The organism is Lysinibacillus cavernae, from assembly GCF_009724685.1.
Lineage (GTDB): Bacteria > Bacillota > Bacilli > Bacillales_A > Planococcaceae > Lysinibacillus > Lysinibacillus cavernae.
Genome location: NZ_WMEF01000003.1, coordinates 235,823 through 258,341, shown reverse-complemented (window position 1 = coordinate 258,341; position 22,519 = coordinate 235,823). Strand labels below are relative to the sequence as shown.

General features: G+C 34.5%; 23 protein-coding genes. 19 read left to right on the top strand and 4 right to left on the bottom strand.

What is annotated here, in order from left to right:
• Positions 1–46: 46 nt before the first annotated feature.
• Both GJU32_RS08955 and serC read right to left on the bottom strand, forming a co-directional pair.
• On the bottom strand, positions 47–436 hold the full coding sequence (locus GJU32_RS08955; RefSeq protein ID WP_155591604.1) for a hypothetical protein: 390 nt from the start codon (positions 434–436) through the stop codon (positions 47–49).
• Positions 437–712: 276 nt separating this feature from the next.
• A complete protein-coding gene (serC, locus tag GJU32_RS08950; RefSeq protein ID WP_155591603.1) occupies positions 713–1,801 on the bottom strand; it encodes a 3-phosphoserine/phosphohydroxythreonine transaminase in 1,089 nt (362 codons plus the stop codon).
• A 391-nt stretch (positions 1,802–2,192) separates the two neighbouring features.
• Between serC and GJU32_RS08945 the strand changes: the two genes are divergently transcribed.
• From GJU32_RS08945 to GJU32_RS08875, 15 genes are all read left to right on the top strand, one after another.
• Positions 2,193–2,729 carry a hydrolase gene (locus tag GJU32_RS08945; RefSeq protein ID WP_155591602.1) on the top strand — a complete coding sequence of 179 codons (537 nt, stop codon included), beginning with the start codon at positions 2,193–2,195 and terminating at the stop codon, positions 2,727–2,729.
• Between the two features lie 269 nt (positions 2,730–2,998).
• Entirely contained in the window at positions 2,999–4,069 is a 1,071-nt protein-coding gene (locus GJU32_RS08940) for a glycosyl hydrolase family 8 (RefSeq protein ID WP_155591601.1), read from the top strand.
• Positions 4,062–4,907 (top strand): diguanylate cyclase domain-containing protein, encoded by an 846-nt coding sequence (locus GJU32_RS08935; RefSeq protein WP_230874992.1) that lies wholly within the window; start codon positions 4,062–4,064, stop codon positions 4,905–4,907. The genes GJU32_RS08940 and GJU32_RS08935 overlap by 8 nt, the downstream gene beginning before the upstream one ends.
• The gene (locus GJU32_RS08930; protein ID WP_155591599.1) at positions 4,897–6,339 is read left to right on the top strand and encodes a DUF2334 domain-containing protein; all 1,443 of its coding nucleotides are present in this window, start codon (positions 4,897–4,899) and stop codon (positions 6,337–6,339) included. Before GJU32_RS08935 ends, GJU32_RS08930 begins: the two co-directional genes overlap by 11 nt.
• Positions 6,332–7,603 (top strand): glycosyltransferase family 2 protein, encoded by a 1,272-nt coding sequence (locus tag GJU32_RS08925; protein WP_155591598.1) that lies wholly within the window; start codon positions 6,332–6,334, stop codon positions 7,601–7,603. The genes GJU32_RS08930 and GJU32_RS08925 overlap by 8 nt, the downstream gene beginning before the upstream one ends.
• Positions 7,603–9,645 carry a cellulose biosynthesis cyclic di-GMP-binding regulatory protein BcsB gene (locus GJU32_RS08920; protein WP_155591597.1) on the top strand — a complete coding sequence of 681 codons (2,043 nt, stop codon included), beginning with the start codon at positions 7,603–7,605 and terminating at the stop codon, positions 9,643–9,645. The genes GJU32_RS08925 and GJU32_RS08920 overlap by 1 nt, the downstream gene beginning before the upstream one ends.
• Positions 9,646–9,926: 281 nt before the next feature.
• Entirely contained in the window at positions 9,927–10,640 is a 714-nt protein-coding gene (locus tag GJU32_RS08915; protein WP_155591596.1) for an MraY family glycosyltransferase, read from the top strand.
• A 133-nt stretch (positions 10,641–10,773) separates the two neighbouring features.
• On the top strand, positions 10,774–11,175 hold the full coding sequence (locus tag GJU32_RS08910; protein ID WP_155591595.1) for a hypothetical protein: 402 nt from the start codon (positions 10,774–10,776) through the stop codon (positions 11,173–11,175).
• 27 nt (positions 11,176–11,202) lie between these two features.
• Entirely contained in the window at positions 11,203–11,466 is a 264-nt protein-coding gene (locus GJU32_RS08905) for a CPCC family cysteine-rich protein (RefSeq protein WP_155591594.1), read from the top strand.
• A gap of 134 nt (positions 11,467–11,600) precedes the next feature.
• A complete protein-coding gene (locus GJU32_RS08900) occupies positions 11,601–12,320 on the top strand; it encodes a GNAT family N-acetyltransferase (protein ID WP_155591593.1) in 720 nt (239 codons plus the stop codon).
• 145 nt (positions 12,321–12,465) lie between these two features.
• Positions 12,466–12,954 carry a CDI toxin immunity protein gene (locus GJU32_RS08895; protein WP_155591592.1) on the top strand — a complete coding sequence of 163 codons (489 nt, stop codon included), beginning with the start codon at positions 12,466–12,468 and terminating at the stop codon, positions 12,952–12,954.
• Between the two features lie 290 nt (positions 12,955–13,244).
• The gene (locus GJU32_RS08890) at positions 13,245–14,261 is read left to right on the top strand and encodes a S66 family peptidase (RefSeq protein WP_155591923.1); all 1,017 of its coding nucleotides are present in this window, start codon (positions 13,245–13,247) and stop codon (positions 14,259–14,261) included.
• Positions 14,262–14,396: 135 nt separating this feature from the next.
• Positions 14,397–14,633 (top strand): hypothetical protein, encoded by a 237-nt coding sequence (locus GJU32_RS08885; protein WP_155591591.1) that lies wholly within the window; start codon positions 14,397–14,399, stop codon positions 14,631–14,633.
• 106 nt (positions 14,634–14,739) lie between these two features.
• Positions 14,740–15,120 (top strand): hypothetical protein, encoded by a 381-nt coding sequence (locus tag GJU32_RS08880; RefSeq protein WP_155591590.1) that lies wholly within the window; start codon positions 14,740–14,742, stop codon positions 15,118–15,120.
• A 190-nt stretch (positions 15,121–15,310) separates the two neighbouring features.
• Positions 15,311–16,270: a serine hydrolase domain-containing protein gene (locus GJU32_RS08875; RefSeq protein WP_155591589.1), complete on the top strand. Its 960-nt coding sequence runs from the start codon at positions 15,311–15,313 to the stop codon at positions 16,268–16,270.
• 370 nt (positions 16,271–16,640) lie between these two features.
• Here GJU32_RS08875 and GJU32_RS08870 read toward each other — a convergent pair whose 3' ends face one another.
• Together GJU32_RS08870 and GJU32_RS08865 are read right to left on the bottom strand one after the other, a co-directional pair.
• Complete coding sequence (locus GJU32_RS08870) at positions 16,641–17,147, bottom strand: PCYCGC motif-containing (lipo)protein (protein ID WP_155591588.1); 507 nt, start codon at positions 17,145–17,147, stop codon at positions 16,641–16,643.
• 80 nt (positions 17,148–17,227) lie between these two features.
• Positions 17,228–19,522, bottom strand: coding sequence for a YhgE/Pip domain-containing protein (locus tag GJU32_RS08865; RefSeq protein WP_155591587.1), 2,295 nt, complete (start codon positions 19,520–19,522; stop codon positions 17,228–17,230).
• 194 nt (positions 19,523–19,716) lie between these two features.
• Between GJU32_RS08865 and GJU32_RS08860 the strand changes: the two genes are divergently transcribed.
• The 4 genes from GJU32_RS08860 to GJU32_RS08845 all read left to right on the top strand — a co-directional run bounded on the left by GJU32_RS08860 (position 19,717) and on the right by GJU32_RS08845 (position 22,386).
• Positions 19,717–20,196 carry a thioredoxin family protein gene (locus GJU32_RS08860; RefSeq protein ID WP_155591586.1) on the top strand — a complete coding sequence of 160 codons (480 nt, stop codon included), beginning with the start codon at positions 19,717–19,719 and terminating at the stop codon, positions 20,194–20,196.
• 101 nt (positions 20,197–20,297) lie between these two features.
• Positions 20,298–20,999 carry a tetratricopeptide repeat protein gene (locus GJU32_RS08855; protein ID WP_155591585.1) on the top strand — a complete coding sequence of 234 codons (702 nt, stop codon included), beginning with the start codon at positions 20,298–20,300 and terminating at the stop codon, positions 20,997–20,999.
• A gap of 140 nt (positions 21,000–21,139) precedes the next feature.
• Positions 21,140–21,697 carry a hypothetical protein gene (locus GJU32_RS08850; RefSeq protein WP_155591584.1) on the top strand — a complete coding sequence of 186 codons (558 nt, stop codon included), beginning with the start codon at positions 21,140–21,142 and terminating at the stop codon, positions 21,695–21,697.
• A 35-nt stretch (positions 21,698–21,732) separates the two neighbouring features.
• The gene (locus GJU32_RS08845) at positions 21,733–22,386 is read left to right on the top strand and encodes an alpha/beta hydrolase (RefSeq protein ID WP_155591583.1); all 654 of its coding nucleotides are present in this window, start codon (positions 21,733–21,735) and stop codon (positions 22,384–22,386) included.
• The last annotated feature ends 133 nt before the right edge of the window (positions 22,387–22,519 follow it).

Genomic DNA, 22,519 nt, shown 5'->3' with positions numbered 1-22,519 from the left:
CTATGTAAAAGAGGGGAGCTCTATACAGGGCTACCCTCTAAATTTATTAAGCTACTGCCACTCTACGGATCGCAACAATTTTATTGCAATCTACAATTAAAGGTGAAGCAGGTGCAGCATCTGGCTCAAGGAAGTATGCACAACAGTTGCGAGGGTCGAAGGAAATGAAAGTCACGCCTAAGAAGCTAATACCTCCAGATAAGAAGATATCTAGTGTAGTAGCAAGCTCTAATTTTCTTAATTGGTGACAAATACAACCTCTACAGTTACCGCTCATTCTTGGCGTGCATTTTTCTTCTTTGTGACAAGAACATTTTTCTTCTCTTTCTTTATGACAAGAACATTTATCAACTTTGTGATGACAGCATTTTTCCTCTTTTTTAGGACATTTACAGCCTTGCCAGTTCGTGTGTGTCATATATCGTTTGTCTTCCATCGTCAAGACCTCCCTTCTTCTAGTTTCGTAAGGGTAACCCTTACAGTAATAATCTATGTTTGGTGAATAAAAGGAGGCTGGCAATATGTCCGATAGGCAACTTGAAAATCTATATTTTTCTCAAAATCTTTCGCATAGTATAAAGCCCTAAATTTTAAAATTGCTATAAAAAATCTAATCATGATATTTGGATGGGATAGATTTATTTGTCCCCTCGATAAACAAAAAAACGACGAGTCATTACAGAAACGTAAAACTTCGTCGTTTATCTTATAATTATTGGTGTTTTTGTTGGAAATCTACCATGAAGTCTCGTAAAGCTTCGCAAGCCTCTAGTGGTACAGCATTGTAAGTTGAAGCACGACAGCCACCTACAGATCGATGTCCATTTAGCCCTACAAATCCTGCTGCTTTTGCCTCAGCAAGGAATTGTTTTTCAAGCTCTTCATCCGTAACACGGAATGTGATGTTCATGAATGAACGGCTATCAGGTGTAGCATGTCCTTTGTAGAAACCATTACTATTGTCAATGGCATCATAAATGACATTAGCCTTGCGTTCATTATGTTTTTCAATTTCAGCTACGCCACCTTTAGCTTCTACCCATTTCAACACTTCGCCTAACATATAAATACCAAATGTCGGTGGTGTGTTATAAAGAGAATTACTATCAGCATGTGTCGTGAATTTCAGCATAGTTGGAATATTTTTATTTGCTTTTTCAAGTAAATCTTTACGAATAATCACGACCGTTACACCTGAAGGGCCAAGGTTTTTTTGAGCTCCTGCATAGATGATTCCGAACTTTGCAATATCAACTGGTTTTGACAAAATATCACTAGACATATCGGCAACTAATGGAACATTTCCTGTATCAGGATAATTTGTCCACTGTGTACCGTAAATTGTGTTATTTGAAGTGATATGCACATAGGCATCATCCTCATTGAAATGAATGTCTTCTAAAGCAGGAATATTGCGGTATTGGTTCTCTTTTGTGCTTGCAGCTTCAACGGGTGTACCAAACAATTTAGCTTCCTTGAAAGCTTTCTCAGACCATGAGCCTGATAATACATAGCTAGCTTTTTGACCAGTTGTTAAGAAGTTCATTGGTACCATTGTAAACTGGAGGCTCGCTCCACCTTGTAAGAATAGTACCTCATAGTTTTCTGGAATGGCATAAAGCTTTTTTAATAAAGCGATGGCTTCGTTATGTACTTCGTCGAAAATGGCACTACGGTGGCTCATTTCCATAATGGACATACCTGAATCACGGAAGTTTACTAATTGCTGTTGAGCTTTTTCTAATACTTCTTGTGGTAGTGCAGATGGACCTGCGTTGAAATTGTATGCACGTTGTGTCAAAGTGGTACACTCCTTGTTTGGTTAATAACAGAACTTTACTGGATTATACCCTAATTTTCAAGAGAAAAAATAAAATTCTTACTATTTGAGCAGAATAGCGACAGGCTCGCAACAAAATGTACACATTTAAGCATGTTTTTTAAACAAAACACGAACGAATTGAAGGTTGGTTTTTAAAAATAAAGTTATATTTTAGTGATTTAAACTTATTTATCTTGAATTCAAACGATAATGTTCGTGTTTATATTGTGCGAAATATTCTGTTATTTCGAAAGGAAGAACAGTATGCGATAAAATTTATTTTCTAGGAGAAAAAGGTTAGATTACTTTACGACATGTAAAGCAGATTTTTTGTATAATACTATTAGAGAAACGAAAAGGGGTGTTCATGATGTTTACAGTAGAGAAAACATGTTTAGTTGTCGTTGACGTGCAAGGAAAGTTAGCAACGATTGTTGATGATAGCGAAGTGGTGATTGACAATGTAGCAAAGTTGGTACAAGCAATGCAAGCACTTGAAGTACCTATTTTATGGCTAGAACAAAATCCAAGTCGTTTAGGTGGAACAGCACTTGATATAGCTCAGCATATAAAAGGACAACCCATTGCTAAAATGGCCTTCAGTGCGTGTCAGGAAGAGGCATTTGTAGAGGCAATGAAGGAAAGTGGACGTACCCAATTTATTGTCACAGGCATTGAAGCGCATATTTGTGTGTATCAAACAGCAAGACAACTGAAGGAACAAGGATTTGAAGTGGAGGTTGTGGTAGACGCTGTATCTTCTCGAACAAAGGCAAATAAAGAAATTGGACTGAATAAGATGAATGCACTCGGTATTTATCCAACTAGTACAGAAATGATTTTATATGAGCTTTTACAACGTGCTGATCATCCACAATTTAAAACGATTTTACAGCTTGTTAAGTAAAGCCAATCTAAATTGAAGCAATTGGTATATACCAAAAATTCTTTGTAATAACAATTTTTGTTTTTAATATAAATTTATAAAAATATATTAATTTCATCTAATTAACCAGAGGTGTTTGGTGGGTCTATAGACCTTAATCAGACATCTTTTTTTATTGAGTTTGGATAATATAGGACTCTACTCATGTAAAAGTTTAGCCAATCTATCTGATGTATACTATAATATAAAATCGGGATTTCATTATAGAAAGATAACGATTGTTGAGGATGATGACTTTGAAAAAAATTGTAAAATTCAAATGGTTTCTGTTAATCAGTAGTGTAGTCCTTCTTTCAATTAGTTGTACGGGTAAAAAAGTAGCTTTGCCAAAAGAACCTCTTTCACCGACGGAGCAATTTGTCATTCAAGATTTAATGAATGATAAAGGGTTGTTAAGCACAGATTTAACTAACCAAAATGATCTATATTTATCTGAGTCCATAGGGTTATGGCTTGCTTACTTATTAGAAAAAGATGATCAGACTCGTTTCAATGATCAAATGAGCGTCATGAAGTCCTTTTTTTTAACAAATGACTTTATTGTCTGGCGAATAGAAGGCTCAAAAAAAGCTTCTGTTAATGCATTGATTGATGATTTACGAATCATTCGTGTTTTACTAGAAGCTGGTGAAAAATGGCAGGATTCAACTTATGTACAATTGGGTAAAAAAATTGGAGATAATTTGGTTCAATATGGGATGAATCAGGAACTATTTGTAGATTTTGTAGATATTCATAGCCATCACCAAGCGAACACGTTAACAATGAGCTATATTATGCCATCAGCCTTCCAGCAGATGGAGAAACACGGACTGTTATCACAACAACAAGTTCAGCAGCAAGTAGATATTTTACAAAATGCTCCAATAGCGGAAGAAGGATTCTTTCCGAAATATTATGATATTCCCTCTAAACAATATGTGTTTGACGAAGAACTGCACATGATTGATCAATTATATACAGCTTATCATCTAGCTTCTACGAAAAGTGACACAGTACCATTTAAAGACTGGCTGTTAAATCTTCTGAAAAGAGACGGGAAATTATATGGTCGTTATAATGCACAAACGAATCAACCGACCGTTAGCTATGAGTCACCGGCCGTTTATGCAATGGCAGCGCGATATATGCTTGCAATAGGCGAGCGACAAATGGCACAGCAGTTCATTGGCAAAATGGCAGACTTGAAAGATGCTTCAACAGGCTATGTCGATAAAAATACACAGTCCACACATAGTTTTGATAATTTACTACCACTATTAGCAGAAAGGGAGGTAGAAAATGCGTACAACAATGACTAGAAATAGAGCTATTTTTGTTTACGGAACCTTACTCATTTTATTGTTACAAATACCTGCATATTTTTTACTGCGTCAAGATGTGGATGGTTTATTACTATACATTTTTTTAATGCTTTTAATTGTCCTCACACTTTGGAAAGGGACCGTGATTGGGCTAATAAGTAGCTTAGTATTTATTTTTATTACAGGTACAACCTTACTCTATACTGGCATATCCGGAACAGTGACATTTTTAAGCCCTTCCTTTTCCATGCAGATGTTTTTCGCATACGGAATTTTGTTATTGTTATTAATTCTTTGTGCAGGGAAGGTACATGAATTAATGAAGGAACAGGAAAACTATTTAAGAAAATTGCAAGCAGATGTAAGGAACTATATAGCCATTGATGTTGAAACCGGGTTTGATAATGAAACACGTATGCGAATAAGTGTCAATGAAGAGATGCGTAGGGCAGATCGTCATAAGCATACTTTTGTCTTTGTGCTATTGAAGCTTGAGAATTATGATAAATTCCAAAAGCTTTATGGGGCTAAAGAAGCGCAGCATTTATGGCAACAGCTTTCACTGAAAATTCAACAGACAGTCAGACAAACAGATAAAAAATTTCGATTTCGTGAAAATTATATTGGGTTACTGCTAATTGATACGACAGACCTCCATATGGAAGTTATTTATGACAAATTGGACCAAGCATTAAAAAATCACCAATTGTTAAACGGGAGATGGGTTACGTTAAGTTATAAAACTAGCTTCTTTACCTATCATCCACTTATGGAATCCACGTTTGATGAACGTTTAGCAGAACTGGAAAGAGAGATGAAAACAAGTGCGCTCTAAATATAGCTTTTGGCTCGCCATTGGATTGCTTTGTTTTTATACTTTCGTAAAAAGTGAAACAGTACATGCAGCAGAAGCTGAGAAGGACATTGCGTTGATCTTCGCCACAAGTACCCAACAGCCAAATAATGATGTACGAGCATTACAAGAGATACTTCAGGTCTATACGTCAGTAGATGTTTTCTCGATAGAGGAAGTAAACCAACAGATGCTTCAACCATATAAACGTATGGTCGTTTTAAATACTTATCCAACCAACATTCCACAAAATGCAAGCTCTGCAGTGGATCAATTTCAAGGGCCAGCAGTGATGATTGGTGAAAATGCTCTCCAGTTTTCCCCTTTTTCCAAATGGCAGGTAGGTCCAATCGTGGAACTTCGAGCTATAGGTGAAGAAGGTTTAAACAGTCCTGTTCAGTGGAAAAGTGTAAAACCATCTGTGGATTATGAAGTAGTAAAGATGGCTTCATCTTTAAATCAGTCCTATCCTTTTATCATGAAAAAGCACAATTGGTCTTATATCGGAGATTTCATAAATAGCGACACAATGCAGTATCAATGGCCAGCTATTATAGGTGAGCTTTTGCAATTACCAAAGCCACAAATACATCCTGCCTTTATTGTTTTAACAGATATTAATATGAAGACAGATGTACAAACGTTACAAGAGGTGGTGATGGAATTTTCTGAAAAAAGAATTCCGATTGCTCTTGAAGTAACGCCAATCCTATTGGATGAAAGTGAAAACAAATCATATTATTTACACGATAACAAAAAATTATTGAGCTATTTACAAAAATTACAAAAAGAAGGTTATCCATTCATCCTTTCTTCTGCCATTTCAACTGAAAAAAGTCTTAATTATTTAGTTCTTCGTAAAATCATTCCTACAATAAATCGTGGGGATAGTTCCCTATTTAAAGGGAATATCCAACAAGGAGATCAACAACTATATCTTTCGCAATTAGAACATCACACAATATATCCGATGACGGTGGGAACGATTGTGGATAGGGATATCTATCCTTTATATCCTGTGAAACAGAAAATAGACCTTTTATTAAAAGTTCCTAGGTCTGTCATTGGCATTCAATATCCAGCTTATCTGAATGCGACCTATGTAAAGGGTCTTGTAGATTATTTAAGTGAACATCCACAAATTGAGCTATTCAATTTCCGACAAACGAAACAACAAGTAAAATCAGAAAATATTTCCATCGTACAACATGAAAATGGTGAACAAACCATTCATCTATCGTTTTCTAAAATAGAACGTTTAAAAATTTTATTTGATGAACGACCATTTGAATTAATCTTATGGGTACTAGTCTTGATTGTTTCCATGTTTGTTACATTATTTTTTATAAGTACCTTGCGTTTACGTATTACTTTACGTAAGAGATTATTTGAGGAGAGGAAAACCAATGGCTAATACATTATTCTTTATTTCACTTTTCCTCATTTGGATAATGCTGCTATACCATATGTTTTTAATGGAAGGTGGTTATTTACACTTTCGTTCATTTGAAAAGCCCATTGATGATTGGTCTAAAAAAATGGACAAGGTTCCCTCAGTCAGTGTTTTTATACCCGCTCACAATGAAGCGATTGTGATTGAACAAACACTAAGGGCCATGTCTCGCTTATATTATCCAAAAGATCAATTAGAGGTCATTGTCATTAATGATAACTCCTCAGATGAAACTGGTGAAATCGCCTTAAAATACGCTGAAAAATTTTCATTTATTCGTGTCATTGAAACCGTAGAGCCTAACAAAGGTAAAGGTAAATCCTCGGCATTAAATTCAGCTTTAGCCGATTCTACAGGGGATATTGTAGTGGTCTATGATGCTGATAATACACCTGAGCGAATGGCAGTTTGGTATTTAGTAATGGGGCTAATGAATGATCCTAAAGCAGCTGCAACAGTAGGGAAATTTCGTGTCATCAATGCAGCTGAAACATGGTTAACACGATTTATCAATATTGAAACGATATGTTTCCAGTGGATGGCTCAAGGGGGACGTTGGAAATGGTTTAAGGTGGCAACCATTCCGGGGACCAATTTTGCTATTAGACGCTCCGTATTAGAGCGGTTAGGTGGATGGGATGTAAAAGCATTAGCCGAAGATACAGAACTGACCATTCGTGTCTATAATTTAGGCTACCACATTCGCTTTTTCCCAAAAGCTATTACTTGGGAGCAGGAGCCAGAAACTTTAAAAGTATGGTGGAAGCAACGAACAAGGTGGGCAAGGGGCAATCAATATGTAGTCCTGAAGTTTTTAAGCCAATTTTTCACACTAAAAAGAAAAAGTATTATTTTTGATTTATTTTACTTCTTCTTTACTTATTTCTTATTTTTCTTTGGCGTTATTTTATCCAATGCCTTATTTATTATTAATTTATTTTATGATATCGGCTTGACCGTTGGCGACATTGCCCTTGTTTTATGGGTTTTAGCCTTTTTACTATTCCTAGGTGAAGTGATGATTACTTTAAGTATTGAAAAAACAGAAATGAATCGAAAAAATTTCTTCTATGTCATACTTATGTATTTTACTTATTCACAAATGTGGATCGTACTAGTCGTTTGGTCATTACTGTTAGAAATAAAACGCATGTTTACTGGACAAGAAGTTCAATGGTATAAAACAGAGCGATTTTCAAAGCAATCAGATAAAGGAGCGGAATAATGAGAGCCAAATTCTTCTATTTACTTTTATTTTTTATTGGTTTTTTATGTTTAGCTAACGATGCAGTTGCGGCTACCATTACCGTGGATGACAAAACAATTGCAATTGAAGGCAATCAACAGCAGAACAAGCCTTTATTAGCACAACCAATAGAATTACAGGGACCTTCTTCGTCCAGAGATTTTTATTACAATCTAACCGAGGATGTACCGTCAAATAACCAACAAGTTACATTTCACATCCAACATTCAGAACTATTAATAGCACCATCCTCCTTCACAGTGAAAGTGGATGATGTTGCGCTCAAAACAGTACCGTTGAAAGCAGATTTACTAAAACAGACTGTTACAGTCAACCTTCCAAAAGAAGCACTCCTACAAGGTTCTCATAAAATTACAGCAAGTTTTTATGGAATTCTTAAAGAAGGGATTTGTGTTCCTCCTGGTAATGCTGGTAATTGGTTGCGGATTGAAATACTGTCATCTATTTCAGCATTTAATGAGGAACGCCAAGCCTGGTCATTAAATAGTTACCCTACAGCATTTTTGGGCTATGAGGGATATACAACAACGGTTATTTTACCAAAGCAAGCTTCTGAAGCCACTTTAAATAGTGGATACCAGCTTTCAGCCTATCTATCAGAACATGGTAACACAGATGTTCAGATTAAACGTGAAGATGCTGTTAATAAGGTGTCTGGGCCAATCGTACTCGTAGGTGCAAAAAATGAATTTAGTACAAACCTATTTAAAATTATATTAGAAAAGGTAAATGTTACAGATGATTCGATGACACTTACAATGCAAGAACTACTGAATACAGACTCTAATCAAAAGGTACCACTTTTAGCTGTGACTTCTTCACGTGCACAGACTATTCAAGATCGACTATCCTTTTTAACAGAAGCTAGACTGTTCGAGCAATTAATTGGTGATACTATAGCAATTAAAGATGTACCGAAATTAGAACATACATCTGATACAATCATTCCATTCAAACAATTTGGCTTTGAGGACAGACTTTTGTCTAGTCAAGCTACAATGACACCTCATTATTATGTTTCCTTGCCACAATTAGAGGCAAATAAAGAAGCAGTTATGCAATTGGTATTAAAAAAATCAGCTACTATACCAAGCAGTGAAGAGGATGAGGATCGAAAACTCGAATTAATTGTCTATATCAATAATGTCCCACATTCGGTAGATTTACGAAAATTAGAACAAACGACAGCAGATATGTATGAGGTAGCGATACCAATTCAAACCAATGTGTTAAATAAACAATCAATGACAGATATCCGATTTGAGGTAACGGGTTTCCAATTAGAAGATCCATGTGAAACGACCAATGAAAGATATTGGCTGTATATTGATAGTGACAGCTCGTTATCCATTACAAAAGATGCAGCCGAGCCGACCTTTACCTTACGCGATTTTCCCAATGCCTTTCATGAAAATACGTTAGTGGTTATTCCTGATAATGAAACGATTCAAGATGCCACAATGGTATCTATGTATAAAGCATTGATGATGAATGGAAAAATGGCGCAAATCACACTGAAGAAGGACAGGGATGTCTCAGAGAAAGAATTACAAAAACATGCAGTAATATTTATGGGAGATATTAATCATCTGACATGGCTTTCACAACATGCTGCAACTATTCCTCATACATCAGAACAGTTAATCCAACAAGGATTTTTACCTGAGGCGATTAATCAATATGCTTATGTGTCGAAGAACTTCTGGCAATCGAAACAACCTTTATTATGGATTCAATCGTTAGATGAGACTTCCGTAAAAGGAGATTTTTATGCACATTTAAAAGAAACTGATACACCGACAGCTGCTGCGATAGAAACGAAAGAAGGACAATTTGTAGTGGCAGTGGATCAAAACGATAATAATAGTGATGTGAAAGTGGATAAAAAAGGAGAAATATCATTTGTCTTAATTGCGGAATTTATAGGGCTTATTATGGTCATCGCAGTTATTCTATACATCATCCTTCGTAAAAGGAAGAAAAATCAATTGAAACAATAAAAAGTCGCGTGCTTTTATAAAATTCAACAATGAGTTACACAGCATTTAAATAAAGATAGAATCACAATTCGTTGTTGATTCTATCTTTTTATTTTTAAGTTATTTGGTGGGATAAGGTGAAACGAACATTGTAAAATTTCTTGTAAAAAATGTACTTATACGAACGATGTAGGATTAATTTAATAAGAATAGCCATGGTATTTGTGTTATTTTTTTACATATAATGTATAATTTAATTAAGAATATGTATTTGCTAAAGAATTATTTGAGGAGGGTAAAATTTGTTATATGTAGCTTTGTTTATTGGTATCTTTTTAATTGTAATTTCAGATAAGCTTACTCAAGCTTTTAAATTATCAAGCATTTGGGGGTTGCTTGGTGAAATTTGTGCGTCACTTGTCATAATAATGGTCGGAAAACTCGAGGTTAGTCATATTAGTTTAGGTAGTGCTATCGAATTAGGCTATTTGACGATTCCATTTACTTTACTATTTCTTGTAGGTTTTACAAATGTAATGAATATAGAAAGAGCGCAAAATCCTTCTATTTTGCTATTGCCATTCGTTTCTGTCGTTTGTTTCTCAATAGCAGCTTTCTTCATAGGCCATTCATTTGTTTTAATAACAGGAATTTGTGTTAGTTTAACGATTATGTTTATTCTGCTATACGGCTATTTTTCAGGTAAAGTACTTGTAGGAAGAATACTTACTACGTCAATAGGTTTCATAATTGCAGTGCTTTCAATAGCCCTCATAAAAATATCTATTGTAACAATTTATATTCCGGTATTTACTTTAGCACTACCATTCACGTTATATTATTTTAGTAAAGATAAATTTACGAGTGTACAAGCTATTACAGTCAGTACTTTAACAGCTATATTATTTAGTTTATTACTATTCATAGTACCTTTTAAAATAATATGGTATCTCGTTGTTGGGTTAACGATTATTTTGGTGATCATGCAATCTTCACGTAAATATCGCTTTATTTAGAAACTAAAGTTCTTCAATTAATGGGGCTTTTCGTAATATCATGAGGTTGCAGAGGTAGCACCTTTTTTATTGTTAAGCGTAATTTTAAAATGAAAAAATAAATAGTGTAAAAAGATTTTAAGGAGATAGATGATTGAAATACAATTTAAAGGACCCTTCAAAAAAATATATTGAAGTGGTAGAACAGGCTAATTCTTTCTCTGGTTTGTTTTCGAGGAAGAAAAAAATAAGAGCGATAGAGTTTATTAAAAGTAAATTAAATGATGAAGATTTCGAAGTAGAAGAGTTAGCTAGTGGATTTATATCAATAGGCTATTTATATCAAGAAATTAAAGATTATGAATCTGCAGCATTGTACTTTAATAAAGGTTTAAACTTAGGTAAAGACATCCTATTTCCTTATAATTCTAATTTTAAAAAAGTATTAAAAACTTTTCTAAAAGCAAGCCGAAAAGATTTATATGATTATTGGCGTTCAGATTTTTTAAAGCGAAGTCTTTACGACAAAAAGTTTAACAACTTGATGAATTCTTAACGCCTCTTATTCAATTGGAGAAATTATATGAAATATACTTGTCCTTGTTGTGGATATAGAACATTAGACGAAGAACCACCAGGAACTTATGCTATTTGCAAAATTTGTTTTTGGGAAGACGATGGAGTTCAATTTGATGACCCTGAATGTATAGGAGGGGCTAATATTCCATCCTTAAGGCAAGCACAAAAAAACTTTATTGTATTTGGAGCTTGTGAAGAAAGGTGTATTGAGTTTGTAAGAAAACCTAATGAAAAAGACGAGAAAGATCCTGATTGGGAACGGTTATGATAGAGGAGAGTGATTCAACAAATCAAGGGCGATTGTTCAATAGAGCAGTCGCTTTTTTTATAAAACGGAGCAGGATAGTGGAAGAAGGAAGTTGATGTAATTGAAGAATATAAAAATTAAAAGGGGTGAAATTCGTGGATAAACTGCTTCAAGATTTACAAAAAGTAGGCATACAATACCTAAAAAGTGATCGTGTAATTATTTTAGAAATTTTAGAGAATAAACTCCATCTTGCTTCCGAAATAGATGTGCTTATAAATGAACTTTTAGATGAATTACATAGTAGTAGACTGAAAAAAGTTAGGTTTGAGTGTCCAAAAATTCTATTAGATAGCTTACATTGGACTAGGACTAAAATGGATAGTATTGGTGAAAGAGTTATATATCAGAGATCTTTAATGACACCATTAAATGTTTCAATACCAGATTATGAAGTATGGTCATATTTTGAGAATAACTCTATCTTTTTTTTATCAGAAGTGATGGGTACAAGTTTTGTTGATGCAGAGAAGTTTTTAACAGGGATGGCGACCGAACTCCCCTCACAAGTAGAGGAAATGTTTACAGTATATAAAGTTAACAATGAACCTGTTGGTGTAGTTTTTCCCCATATAGAGCCCAATAGGGACAATGAAGGACGCATTTTTTGGATAGGCATTCATCCTAATTTTCTGGGAACAGGATTGGGAAAGAACTTACATTCAATAGGATTATACAGATTGAAAAAACAATTTAAAGCTATGTCTTATGTAGGGATGACTCAAGTGGACAATATACCAATGAGAAATATAATGGTTTCAAACGGATGCATTCAAAATAAAAATACAGTAATTTCGTTACAATATTCTATTTAGGAATAACTTTATTCGTTAAGTAAAATAAGTATCGTCTATTATTGTTACGATGTTTGATTTTTTATATTCAGAGATTCTTTTAGGGGGCGGGTTAGTAAAGTAATGGGATTGATATATAACTCATATAATAGTTAGGATGAATAGAGTGAAGGATAGAAAAGAACGTTTAAAAGAGTTACTAGACGAGCAAAAACAAAAAGGAAGAGAAGAAGAGGAAAAAAGAGACTACGAAACTGTTTTAGAGGAAGTTAATGAGTTATTTCCGAAATCTGAAGAAAAAGTAGAAATTTTATCAAAAGAAGAATCTAAAAAAATCATAGATGAATTATATGGAGAATTTCCATTTTGTAATAATGGAATTGAATGGACACGTATGTATTACAAAACTATATTTTCTAACTTTATTGACTATGAAAGTGCATTAGCAGAACTAGTAATTAAAAATCATAAAGTAAATAATGAAATATGTTATATTATTGACCTTAACTTTCAACATATAATTAAAACAAAACTGATTAGAATTATTCACAGAGTTGAAGAAGTTAGAAATTGGGACAGATTTATTTATTCACCACAAATTAAATTGGTTATTGAATTTACTTCCAATGATATTGCAGTAGGATGGAAGATATAATGTCTACAGCCTAAGAATGTGAATGTTTATTCTTAATCTAAAGGGAAGGATAGTGGAATAAGGAATATTTATAAAAACCAATCAAAGATTAAATGCTGATTAGAAGAGATTCTTTATAAAAGTGAATATTTTTTTAAATGAAAAAGGAAATTAACTCAATAAAATCTTTATCTTTAAGTGATGGAATGAAAGCTGAAAATATTGATGATAGTTACTATATTATGATTATGTTTGACCAAGATTTTTTAAATTCTATTTCAGAAGAGTTAACCACAATAAGGGGGATACATATGATTAAATATCCGTTTTTAGAAAGAGATGCAACTATAGGAGTCACGGCACCTTCATCTGGGGTACAAGTTGAGTTACATGGTATGTTTAAACAATCATGTGAGCGTTTGAAATCTAAAGGATTTAAAATCATTTGTGGTGATACGGTCTGGACTCAAGAAAAAGCCAAATCCGCACCTACCGAAAAACGTGCAGATGAGTTTAATGAAATGATGCGTGATGATAATATAAAAATCATTATTCCTCCATGGGGTGGAGAACTGTTAATTGAAATACTTGAAAAAATTGATTTTGAAAATATAAAAAATAAATGGGTATTAGGTTATTCAGATATAAGTGCATTATTATTAGCGATCACATTAAAAACAGGTATAGCTACTGCTCATGGTACAAATCTTGTAGATTTAAGAGGGGAATATTCAGATGACACCACTGCAATGTGGCAGTCTGTATTATCGACAAATAGTGGAGAATCTGTCCTTCAACATTCATCAGCTAAATATCAAAAAGAATGGCAACACAATTCTCCATCTCCATGTGTTTTTAATTTAACAGAACAAACCTATTGGAAAACTGTGTCAAATCAAAAAGTTAAGATACAGGGTCGTTTACTTGGTGGATGCATAGACGTGATAAGACATTTGATTGGTACACCTTATGGTGATGTACAAAACTTTAGAAAACAATATATCAGTGGAGAGCCTGTATTATGGTATTTAGAAAATTGCGAATTGAACACAACAGATTTAAGAAGGTCATTAGTACAAATGAAGTTAGCTGGTTGGTTTGAACAATGTTCAGGTATTATGTTTGGTCGAAGTGATGCGAATACGCCTGTAAATAACTACACAGTTGAAGATGTGTATAAAGACCTTTTTGATGAGCTTGGGATACCTATTATTTATGACGTGGATTGCGGTCATGTTCCACCACAAATCACTTTCATAAATGGTGCTTATGCTGAAGTAGAAGTAGAAGAAGGTAAAGGTGTTGTTTTACAATTCTTCAATCAATAAATAGATACATTTTCCTTGTTGGACTAACGGGGTGCGATTGTTCAATAGAGCAGTCGCTTTTTTTAACGAAACAGGTAGTTGAAGAAGAATGCTAAAGTAAATTTAAAGTATAGTCGCTAAATTGGAGAGAGAAACATGAAAGATTTAATCCTTTGTTTTATAAAGGCTGTTATGTTTTTTTGTGTTTGGTTGTTTGCTTCTGTTTTTCTGTCGACAGGGGATGAATGGTGGTCCTTATACATGTTAAATATGGAGGAAATGTCTCCTTTTAATGTAGATATATCTTGGTTAAAAGCCTTTATTTTCGGATTCATTTCTTTAGTAATTTCTTATTTTCTTGTAAAGATATGCTCAGAAAAGAAGAAGTTTTAATAACTTCGTCCTTCTTCAACTAACAGGGCTTTAGAAAAAAATAGTAGGGTTGCTTTAGGCAATATTTATTTCTTTTTCAAAACAACGCAGCTTTTTGGGGGGAGACATGACAATATCTATTCACGATGGTGTGATAATGGGGTACTCAGTGAATTTTCTAGAAAATGAATTAACTTTAACGATTGAAACGGTGGCAGATGAGATTGTAACGATTACATTCGAGAATTATTTAGTACATGTTTTTCATCATGTAATGGCGGGAAGTATTTTGTTGGATATTGATGAAGTCGATTTGAATGCATTTTTTGTAGAGAACAGAGAACAATTTGAGAACGATAAATTATATGCTTGGCCGATTTGGTACAGTAACACGAATGAACTCGAACAAGACTTACAAAAAGATAATTATAAATGCTATGTCATTAGCGCTTCGCTAGGATTAACAGGTTATGTATTTGCTAAAGCCCTTAAAATCAAAAGGAAATGAGAAGTTGGCTGAGACTAAACCTAAAGCAATCAATATTCTGAAAAAAGTGATTTTCCACATATATGTAAAAAAAGAATTGAAAATAATTTTATAATAAATTATTCTTTTTTACATCAATATTGATTAATCATTTTAACGAAAGGGATGATTGATATATTTGACGTCAATGTATCAATAAAAAAAGGTAAGAATGACTAATAATCCAATTTCCAACTTTGAAGAGTTAATAAAACAAGAATATTCTAATATAGCAGGCATTGTAATTAGAAAAGATGAAAGTTTGATTTATGAAAAATATTTTGATGGGTACACCAAAGATGATGTATTGCATATAGCATCTGTAACAAAAAGTATAATATCAGTTCTAATTGGTATTGCAATAGATAAAGGACATATTAAAAATATGGAGCAGAAAGTATTAGAATTTTTTCCAGAATACACAATTAGGCGTGGCGAAAAAACAATACAAAATGTCACTATAAAAAATTTGATGACAATGACTGCGCCCTATAAATACAAGTCAGAGCCATATACAAAGATTTATACAAGTGATGACTGGGTAAAAGCTACATTAGATTTGCTAGGGGGAAAAGGCGATTTTGGGAAGTTTAACTATACTACCGTTGGCACACACATTTTAGCAGGTGTTCTTACAAATGCAACTGGTCAATCTGTGATTGATTTCGCTACAGAGAGCTTGTTTAAACCTCTTGACATCAACGCTCCTAAAAATGTATCGATACGAAATAAAGAAGAACATTTCGCTTTTCTGAAGGATAAATATGTAACTGGTTGGATAGTAGACCCTAAAGGTGTAAACACCGGTGGTTGGGGACTTACTTTAACGCCACGGGATATGGCGAAAATAGGTCAGTTATATTTAAATGGTGGTGTATGGAACAGTAATCAAATTCTTTCTCCCAAATGGATAGAGGACAGCACAAAGGAAAAAAGTCGATGGGGCGAGTTGTCATATGGTTACTTGTGGTGGATTGTTGATGATTGCTATGCAGCTTTGGGGGATGGTGGAAATGTAATTTTCATAAACCCTAATAAGGAAATGGTAATTACTATTGCTTCTCGCTTTATGCCACGTGCCAAGGATAGAATTGAATTGATTAGAAAGCATATTATGCCATTGTTCGAATAGAGTCAAGAGATGGTGAAGGTTTCTACTTAAACTCTCATTGAACCTAATCATCTTTCATTTTCTATAGTGAAGTGTTGTTTATTAATCGTTAAAGAAGTAGAGGACTTGTATTCATGAATGATTTTCATGAATGCAAATCCTTTCCTCAATCACTCCTGTAATACCCAACAATACTTATAGCTTCAATCAAACTGTGGAACGAAAGTAATTTGTTGTGTCTTTTAAAACTTCTAAGAATTCAATTTGAACAAAATTAAAATGTACACCACTAAAATTGAAATTAGTCATGTACATTTTTTATCAAGTGTGCAACATTAAAAAAATCATGTCCAATTAATGGCCTCTAACGTGACAGAATAGACTTTGCTCTTTATGCAGGCATATCAGTTGGTGTTGGTTTTGCATAGCCTTCTTTATAAGTGTCATCAATCACTTGACGAATTTCTTTTAGGCTTTTTCCATCTTTATGCATTTGTGCTGATTGAACCGCAATCTCTAAGCAAACTAGACAACGTGTGCCATGATCATCCCAGACGATTGTTCCGTCCTCACGTTTTTCCTCAATAAAGCAGTTTAAATTACTTTTATGTCCAGCTGATTCACCACAACCACAATAGCAAGGCATCCATTCAAGGATCTCAGTTGATTGTCCAGCGATTTGATAGACTAAGCGAATATTTTCCTGTTGGCCCTCTAAAAAGGATGGTAGGACGTCAGCCGAAGCGGTTTCTTCCTGAATATCGCCTGAAGCATGCGTATGGCCTTCATGAGAAGTGTCATTCGCTTCTTGGGTTGTTTTAACACTTTTCTTATCTTCACCACACGCACTTAATAACATTAACGCAAAAACAACAAAAATAGAAATTGTTTTCTTCAAAAATAGCGCCTCCTACATGTTTACAATACTGCCATTATAACATCGTTTTCATAAACATTTACAGGCAGCCTCGTTGAAAATCAATGAAATATATCTAATCCACGTGTTTTGTTCATGAAATGTTCTATTTTCTCGCTCAATAATTTTTTTAAAAAAAAGCCGAACAGGATAAATAGTAACCAGAAACCTGCTAAGAAGATAAGGTCCGTCCAGACAGTTGCCCAAATAATCCCGCCAACTGCTTCGCGCATCATTTCAATTGCATACGTAAAAGGCAAAAATGGATTAATCATTTGGAAGAACCTCGGTAATAACTCGACTGGATATGTTCCACCAGAGCCAGCAATTTGTAACACTAGCATAACAATGGCTAAAGCTTTACCTACATTCCCAAAGACGGAGACCAGTGTATACACTACGGTTACAAATATGATGCTAATGAAAAGACCGAATAAGATAAAGAAAGCAGGTGCCTGAATGGAGCCATCTACTAAAAAAATATCCCCGATTGTAATGATAAGTGTTTGAATAAAAGAAAAAGTCGCAAATGTTAATAGTCGGCCAAAGTAAATTTCACGAATACTGTAAGAAGTATCCCCATGGAGATTAACGGATAATAATGAGATTAACAATAAACATCCGACCCAAATGGATAGTACTGTGTAAAAGGGTGTCATGGCCGTTCCGTAGTTCGCAATAGGGAATAATCTATGCTCATTTAGTTTAATGGGCTCCTCAAAGAAATCACGTTCGGCATTGACATCATTTTTTAGTAATTGCACAATCCCTGCAATATCAGCTTCATCTTCTAATGTTCGAAGTTTATTGGCTAATTCTTTAATTTTTGCGCTTAAAGTCGGAAACGCTGTTTGTATTTTCTGAATAGCACTATTAGCTGTTTCTAGCGTGTTTTTTGCCTGCGTCAATTTATCGGTAGCCTGAGGAATAATTTGTTTTACATCCGTCAGCATAGCAGAAGCACTTGTTAATGTATTTTTAGCACTAGACAAGGTTGAACGTATTTGCGGCTCAAGACTATCGTTATAGTACGAAAGAAACTTCTGTAAATGGGTCGTTGCATCTTGTGCGATCGTTTGGATTGCTGCGATATCTTGTTTGATTACTTCTTTATCTATAGGCTTTAATTGTTCCATTTTTTTTAGTATATCATCATGTAAAATATTCAATTGTTGTAACGCGTTAAGAGCATTTGATGTTGAATCGGTGAGGCTAGGACTATTCTGAAAGGTTTCACGGATAGCTATAAGCTGTTCAATGATTTGTTGATTCTCTTCGGTATTTCTTTGCTGTAAAGTATCGATGAGATTTGTTAGGGAATCATCTAATTGCTTACGAGTCAAAGCATCTGCTTGAATTAATTTTTGGAGTGCTTCAAGTGTTTGAATACTATTGGTAACGTTGTCTTTGGTCGACGACAACTGATTTTTTAGTGCTTCTTTTGTTTGGTTGAAAGACGTTGGGTCATTGTTGAGACTATTTAGTTTGTTAATTATAGCAGTGAAGTGCTGTGCAATATTTTGAACAGTTGCTACATCCTTTTTTATGACAGGAGAGAGCTCATTAAACAGAGCGTCCGCTTCATTAACTAGGTCTAAGCCTTTCTGAATGGTCGTTAAACCGTTTGTTGTGAGTAGTTCCACTTGGGGAACTTGTGTGATGGCCCGATTGAGTAATTGATCCGCATCTTTTCCTTGACTAGAGGCTTGCGTCAAAAATGAATTGATATCAGGTAGATGCTGTTCTATTGTAAAGACATAGTTTTCAAATTTGCGAAAATCAGGAATATCACGCTCCATCTCAATCCCAATCGTATTAAAAATCGAAAAAAGAGTGCCATTGACAGTTGACACAAACTCACTCGAGACCTGCTGTGTAAGTACACTTGCACCTTTACTTGTAATTTTAGGGGCAATAGGGTTCTTTTTTTCGTTTACATAATAATCGATATGGGCTTGCGTTGGTTGATCTGTAAGAATGGAGGTCAGCTTTTGCGAGAAATCATGGGGAATAACAAGCATGGCAAAATAGTCCCCATCTTTTAAATGCTGCATCGCTTGTTTTTCGTTTTCTAGCTCCCAAGTAAAGCTGTCGTTGGTACGTAAATTCTCTATTACCTCATTCCCGACATTGACCGCTTCATCTCTAACAGTGGTTCCTGTATCTTCGTTGACAATGGCAATCTTCATATTGGCTGTGTGGGCGTATGGGTCCATGGAGGCATAAATATTCAACCATGCATAAAGAGAAGGAAGGAAAATAAGTCCGCCTATAATGACAGCTACGACCCAGTTTGTGACAATGTTACGGATATCTTTTGAATAAATTTGAAAAACATGCTGTAAAGATTTTTTCATCTAATCACCCCACATTCAAATTTCGCATGATCTCTCATTATGTATGTTCCCAAATATACTTAAAATTATGTTATAAATGTGAAATATCTTCATTTAAAGGCAAATTAGTTTACTAGGTTTTCAAAACACTTTATAATCAATCGCGAATGCACTAAAACTAGGCTTTTAGTGTAAAAAAGGAGGTCACTACTCTAGTGAAAAAATTATTAATTATTGGTTCCGTTATTGTTGTTTTATTTGCAGCAATTATTGTGCTTACCAATGTCTCAAACAAAAGTAAATTAGAAAGCGGAAACAACCCTTATGGCGATAAAAAGCTAAAACAAGAAACAATTGATCAATTAGACGATAAAAACTATCAAAACATTATGTTACCAGATGAACTAGAAGCTAAAATTGAAGCTGGTGAAGCGGTTAATGCTTACTTCTTCAGTCCAATTTGTGTTCACTGTCAAGCATTCACACCAGTATTAATGCCAGTTGCCGATGAACTAGGCGTTGATGTTGCACAATTGAATGTCTATGAATATGAAGATTTATGGAATAAATATAATATTGAAGCAACGCCAACATTTATTCGTTTCGAAGGTGGTAAAGAAGTAAATCGTTTTGTAGGAGCTCTTAAAGAAGAGGATTTACGTACTTTTTTAAATACGGTTGTGTTAAATAAATAGAGAAGTGTGAGACTGTATCGAAAGTTATTTTGATACAGTCTCTTTCGTTTTTGTAGTGTATACTAAAAATACTGAAAAGTTGTACACTGGAGGAATCGTAAATGTCATTGGATGATTATTTTTATAATGGTGAACTGATGAAATGCTATAAATTAGCGAAGATGGATACAAACGAAGAGGAAAAAGCATTGGCACAAAAATATATCACTTTACTAGAAGAATATGAGTTTGATCGCTATCCAAAGTCAACAGCTGATGTAGAAATCCAGCATATGGAACGAGCTAATGAAAGCTATCCAGAATCTGATTTAGTTGTAGAAATTCGTGCAATTAAAGACGAAGAGACATTTGCGAATCGTATTAAGCAATTGGAAGAAGTAGCGAAAACAGGTACGCCATCTGATAAGGCGCAATCCTTTTTTACACAAGGGGAGCTGTTCTTATTTGCCCATCATTACAAGGAGAGTGTTCACTGCTTTCAACAAGCGGTAAAGGAAAATCCAAATAAGGCTGTGTATTGGGGCATAACAGGTCAAACCATGCATCGATTTGGCTGGATGCCTTTCGATGCACTTGGCTATTTAGAGCAGGCAATTGATTTAGATTCAACAAACCCTCGTTGGAAATGGAATAAAGCACTTGTGCTTATTCAATTGGCTAAGGATTTGCAAATGGCCCTATTTATGGCGAATGCCGCACTCGCATTAGAGGAGGCTCTTGCTTCTTGTGGTGAACAACAGCGATCATTAAAAGAGGCTATTCAAAATACAATTGATAATATGGATAGCTATGTTTTTTCTTAAGTTATTTTTGATGTCTCCAAATGCAATTGGAGACATCATTTTTATTGGTAAATGTATTAAGAGGGGTTCGTTGCCATATTCCACAATCATGGTATGATAAGTAAGAAAATGATTTGTAGATATAAAGGACGGATTTTTTTATGGCACAAGAAGCGGCAAATAAATTTATTGAAAACGTATGTAATCATTTAGTTCGTAATATGAATATTTCAAAGGTGGAAAAACACTTTAAAGAAACAATTGCGATGCAGCGAGATTCAGCAGCAACTTCATTTGAATTTTGGGATATGCTGATGATCAATATGCTTTATTTTACTGAAAATGAACAGGCGTGGGAGCAAGAATTTCTGAAAATGCTTCAGGCGAAAAAGTGGGTGAAGCCAGCAGCTCTTGAAGAGGAATTATTAATGCATCAGATGCGAGTTCGTCAACAGGTTGCAGAGCAAATGGATGCAGCAAAGGACTTATTCCATAGTCAATATGAAACAGAAGGCATGACAGAGGAAAATATCATTTATGATTATGCATATAGCTCTGCTGGGCATTCTATGCGTATGGATTTATTAACAGTTCTTGTATCAACGCCAGAGCAATCGAAAGTACTCTTTGACGCAGATCCTCAAGAAACGATTCGTATAGTCAATGGATATATTGCTTACCATACAGATGGATTGATTAATAAAACAAAATTACTATAACTTTGTTAAGATTTACTTGAAAGGAAATTAAATACATGAATACACCATTTACTTTTAAACATACGCAACCTACAAATATGGACCCTACGAAAAAATACCCTGCCATTTTTTTATTGCATGGTATGGGCAGTCATGAAGATGATTTACCACAATTAGTACAGGATTTTCAAGAGCAATGTCATATATTTAGCTTACGAGGGCCGATTACACAGAAACCAGGTTATGCTTTTTTCACGATTCAAGAGATAGGGCAACCGGATCGTGCAATCTTTGATAAAGTGTTAGTAGCGCTACAAAGGTTTATATTAGAGGCCGTAGATGAATATCAAATCGATCCTCATAAAGTATTTGTATTAGGCTTTAGCCAAGGTGCCGTATTAGCACAATCACTTGCTTTTGTGATGGGTAATTTAGTGACAGGAATCGTTGCATTAAGTGGTTATACACCAAAGTTTGTGACAGAGGAATATGCTATCCGCTCAGTAGAACATTTACATGCTTTTATTTCCCACGGTGATTATGATTACGTCATTCCTTCTCAATGGAGTGTAGAAAGCAGAGAAATGTTCGAACAATTTGGTGCAACTGTGACATTTAAACAATATCAGGATGGACACGGTGTAACACCTGACAATATGCGTGATCTTGTGGCATTTTTAGCACAGCAATTACAGGAAGATAGTCAATAATAGGTATACCGAGGCAAAAAATTGTCTCGGTTTTTTTGGCTACATAAGGCTATTTTTTTACCAAATTATTTTTCTTGAATAGTGATTGGAAGAATCGAGGCAAGAAGGTTCAAATTCATGCCAGTCGGTGGTA

Excerpts from the sequence above, each read along its gene's own strand:
- GJU32_RS08955 (WP_155591604.1), bottom strand. The coding sequence starts at position 436 with ATGGAAGACAAACGATATATGACACACACGAACTGGCAAGGCTGTAAA.
- GJU32_RS08945 (WP_155591602.1), top strand. The coding sequence starts at position 2,193 with ATGTTTACAGTAGAGAAAACATGTTTAGTTGTCGTTGACGTGCAAGGA.
- GJU32_RS08940 (WP_155591601.1), top strand. The coding sequence starts at position 2,999 with ATGACTTTGAAAAAAATTGTAAAATTCAAATGGTTTCTGTTAATCAGT.
- GJU32_RS08935 (WP_230874992.1), top strand. The coding sequence starts at position 4,062 with ATGACTAGAAATAGAGCTATTTTTGTTTACGGAACCTTACTCATTTTA.
- GJU32_RS08925 (WP_155591598.1), top strand. The coding sequence starts at position 6,332 with ATGGCTAATACATTATTCTTTATTTCACTTTTCCTCATTTGGATAATG.
- GJU32_RS08920 (WP_155591597.1), top strand. The coding sequence starts at position 7,603 with ATGAGAGCCAAATTCTTCTATTTACTTTTATTTTTTATTGGTTTTTTA.
- GJU32_RS08905 (WP_155591594.1), top strand. The coding sequence starts at position 11,203 with ATGAAATATACTTGTCCTTGTTGTGGATATAGAACATTAGACGAAGAA.
- GJU32_RS08890 (WP_155591923.1), top strand. The coding sequence starts at position 13,245 with ATGATTAAATATCCGTTTTTAGAAAGAGATGCAACTATAGGAGTCACG.
- GJU32_RS08885 (WP_155591591.1), top strand. The coding sequence starts at position 14,397 with ATGAAAGATTTAATCCTTTGTTTTATAAAGGCTGTTATGTTTTTTTGT.
- GJU32_RS08880 (WP_155591590.1), top strand. The coding sequence starts at position 14,740 with ATGACAATATCTATTCACGATGGTGTGATAATGGGGTACTCAGTGAAT.
- GJU32_RS08875 (WP_155591589.1), top strand. The coding sequence starts at position 15,311 with ATGACTAATAATCCAATTTCCAACTTTGAAGAGTTAATAAAACAAGAA.
- GJU32_RS08865 (WP_155591587.1), bottom strand. The coding sequence starts at position 19,522 with ATGAAAAAATCTTTACAGCATGTTTTTCAAATTTATTCAAAAGATATC.
- GJU32_RS08855 (WP_155591585.1), top strand. The coding sequence starts at position 20,298 with ATGTCATTGGATGATTATTTTTATAATGGTGAACTGATGAAATGCTAT.
- GJU32_RS08850 (WP_155591584.1), top strand. The coding sequence starts at position 21,140 with ATGGCACAAGAAGCGGCAAATAAATTTATTGAAAACGTATGTAATCAT.
- GJU32_RS08845 (WP_155591583.1), top strand. The coding sequence starts at position 21,733 with ATGAATACACCATTTACTTTTAAACATACGCAACCTACAAATATGGAC.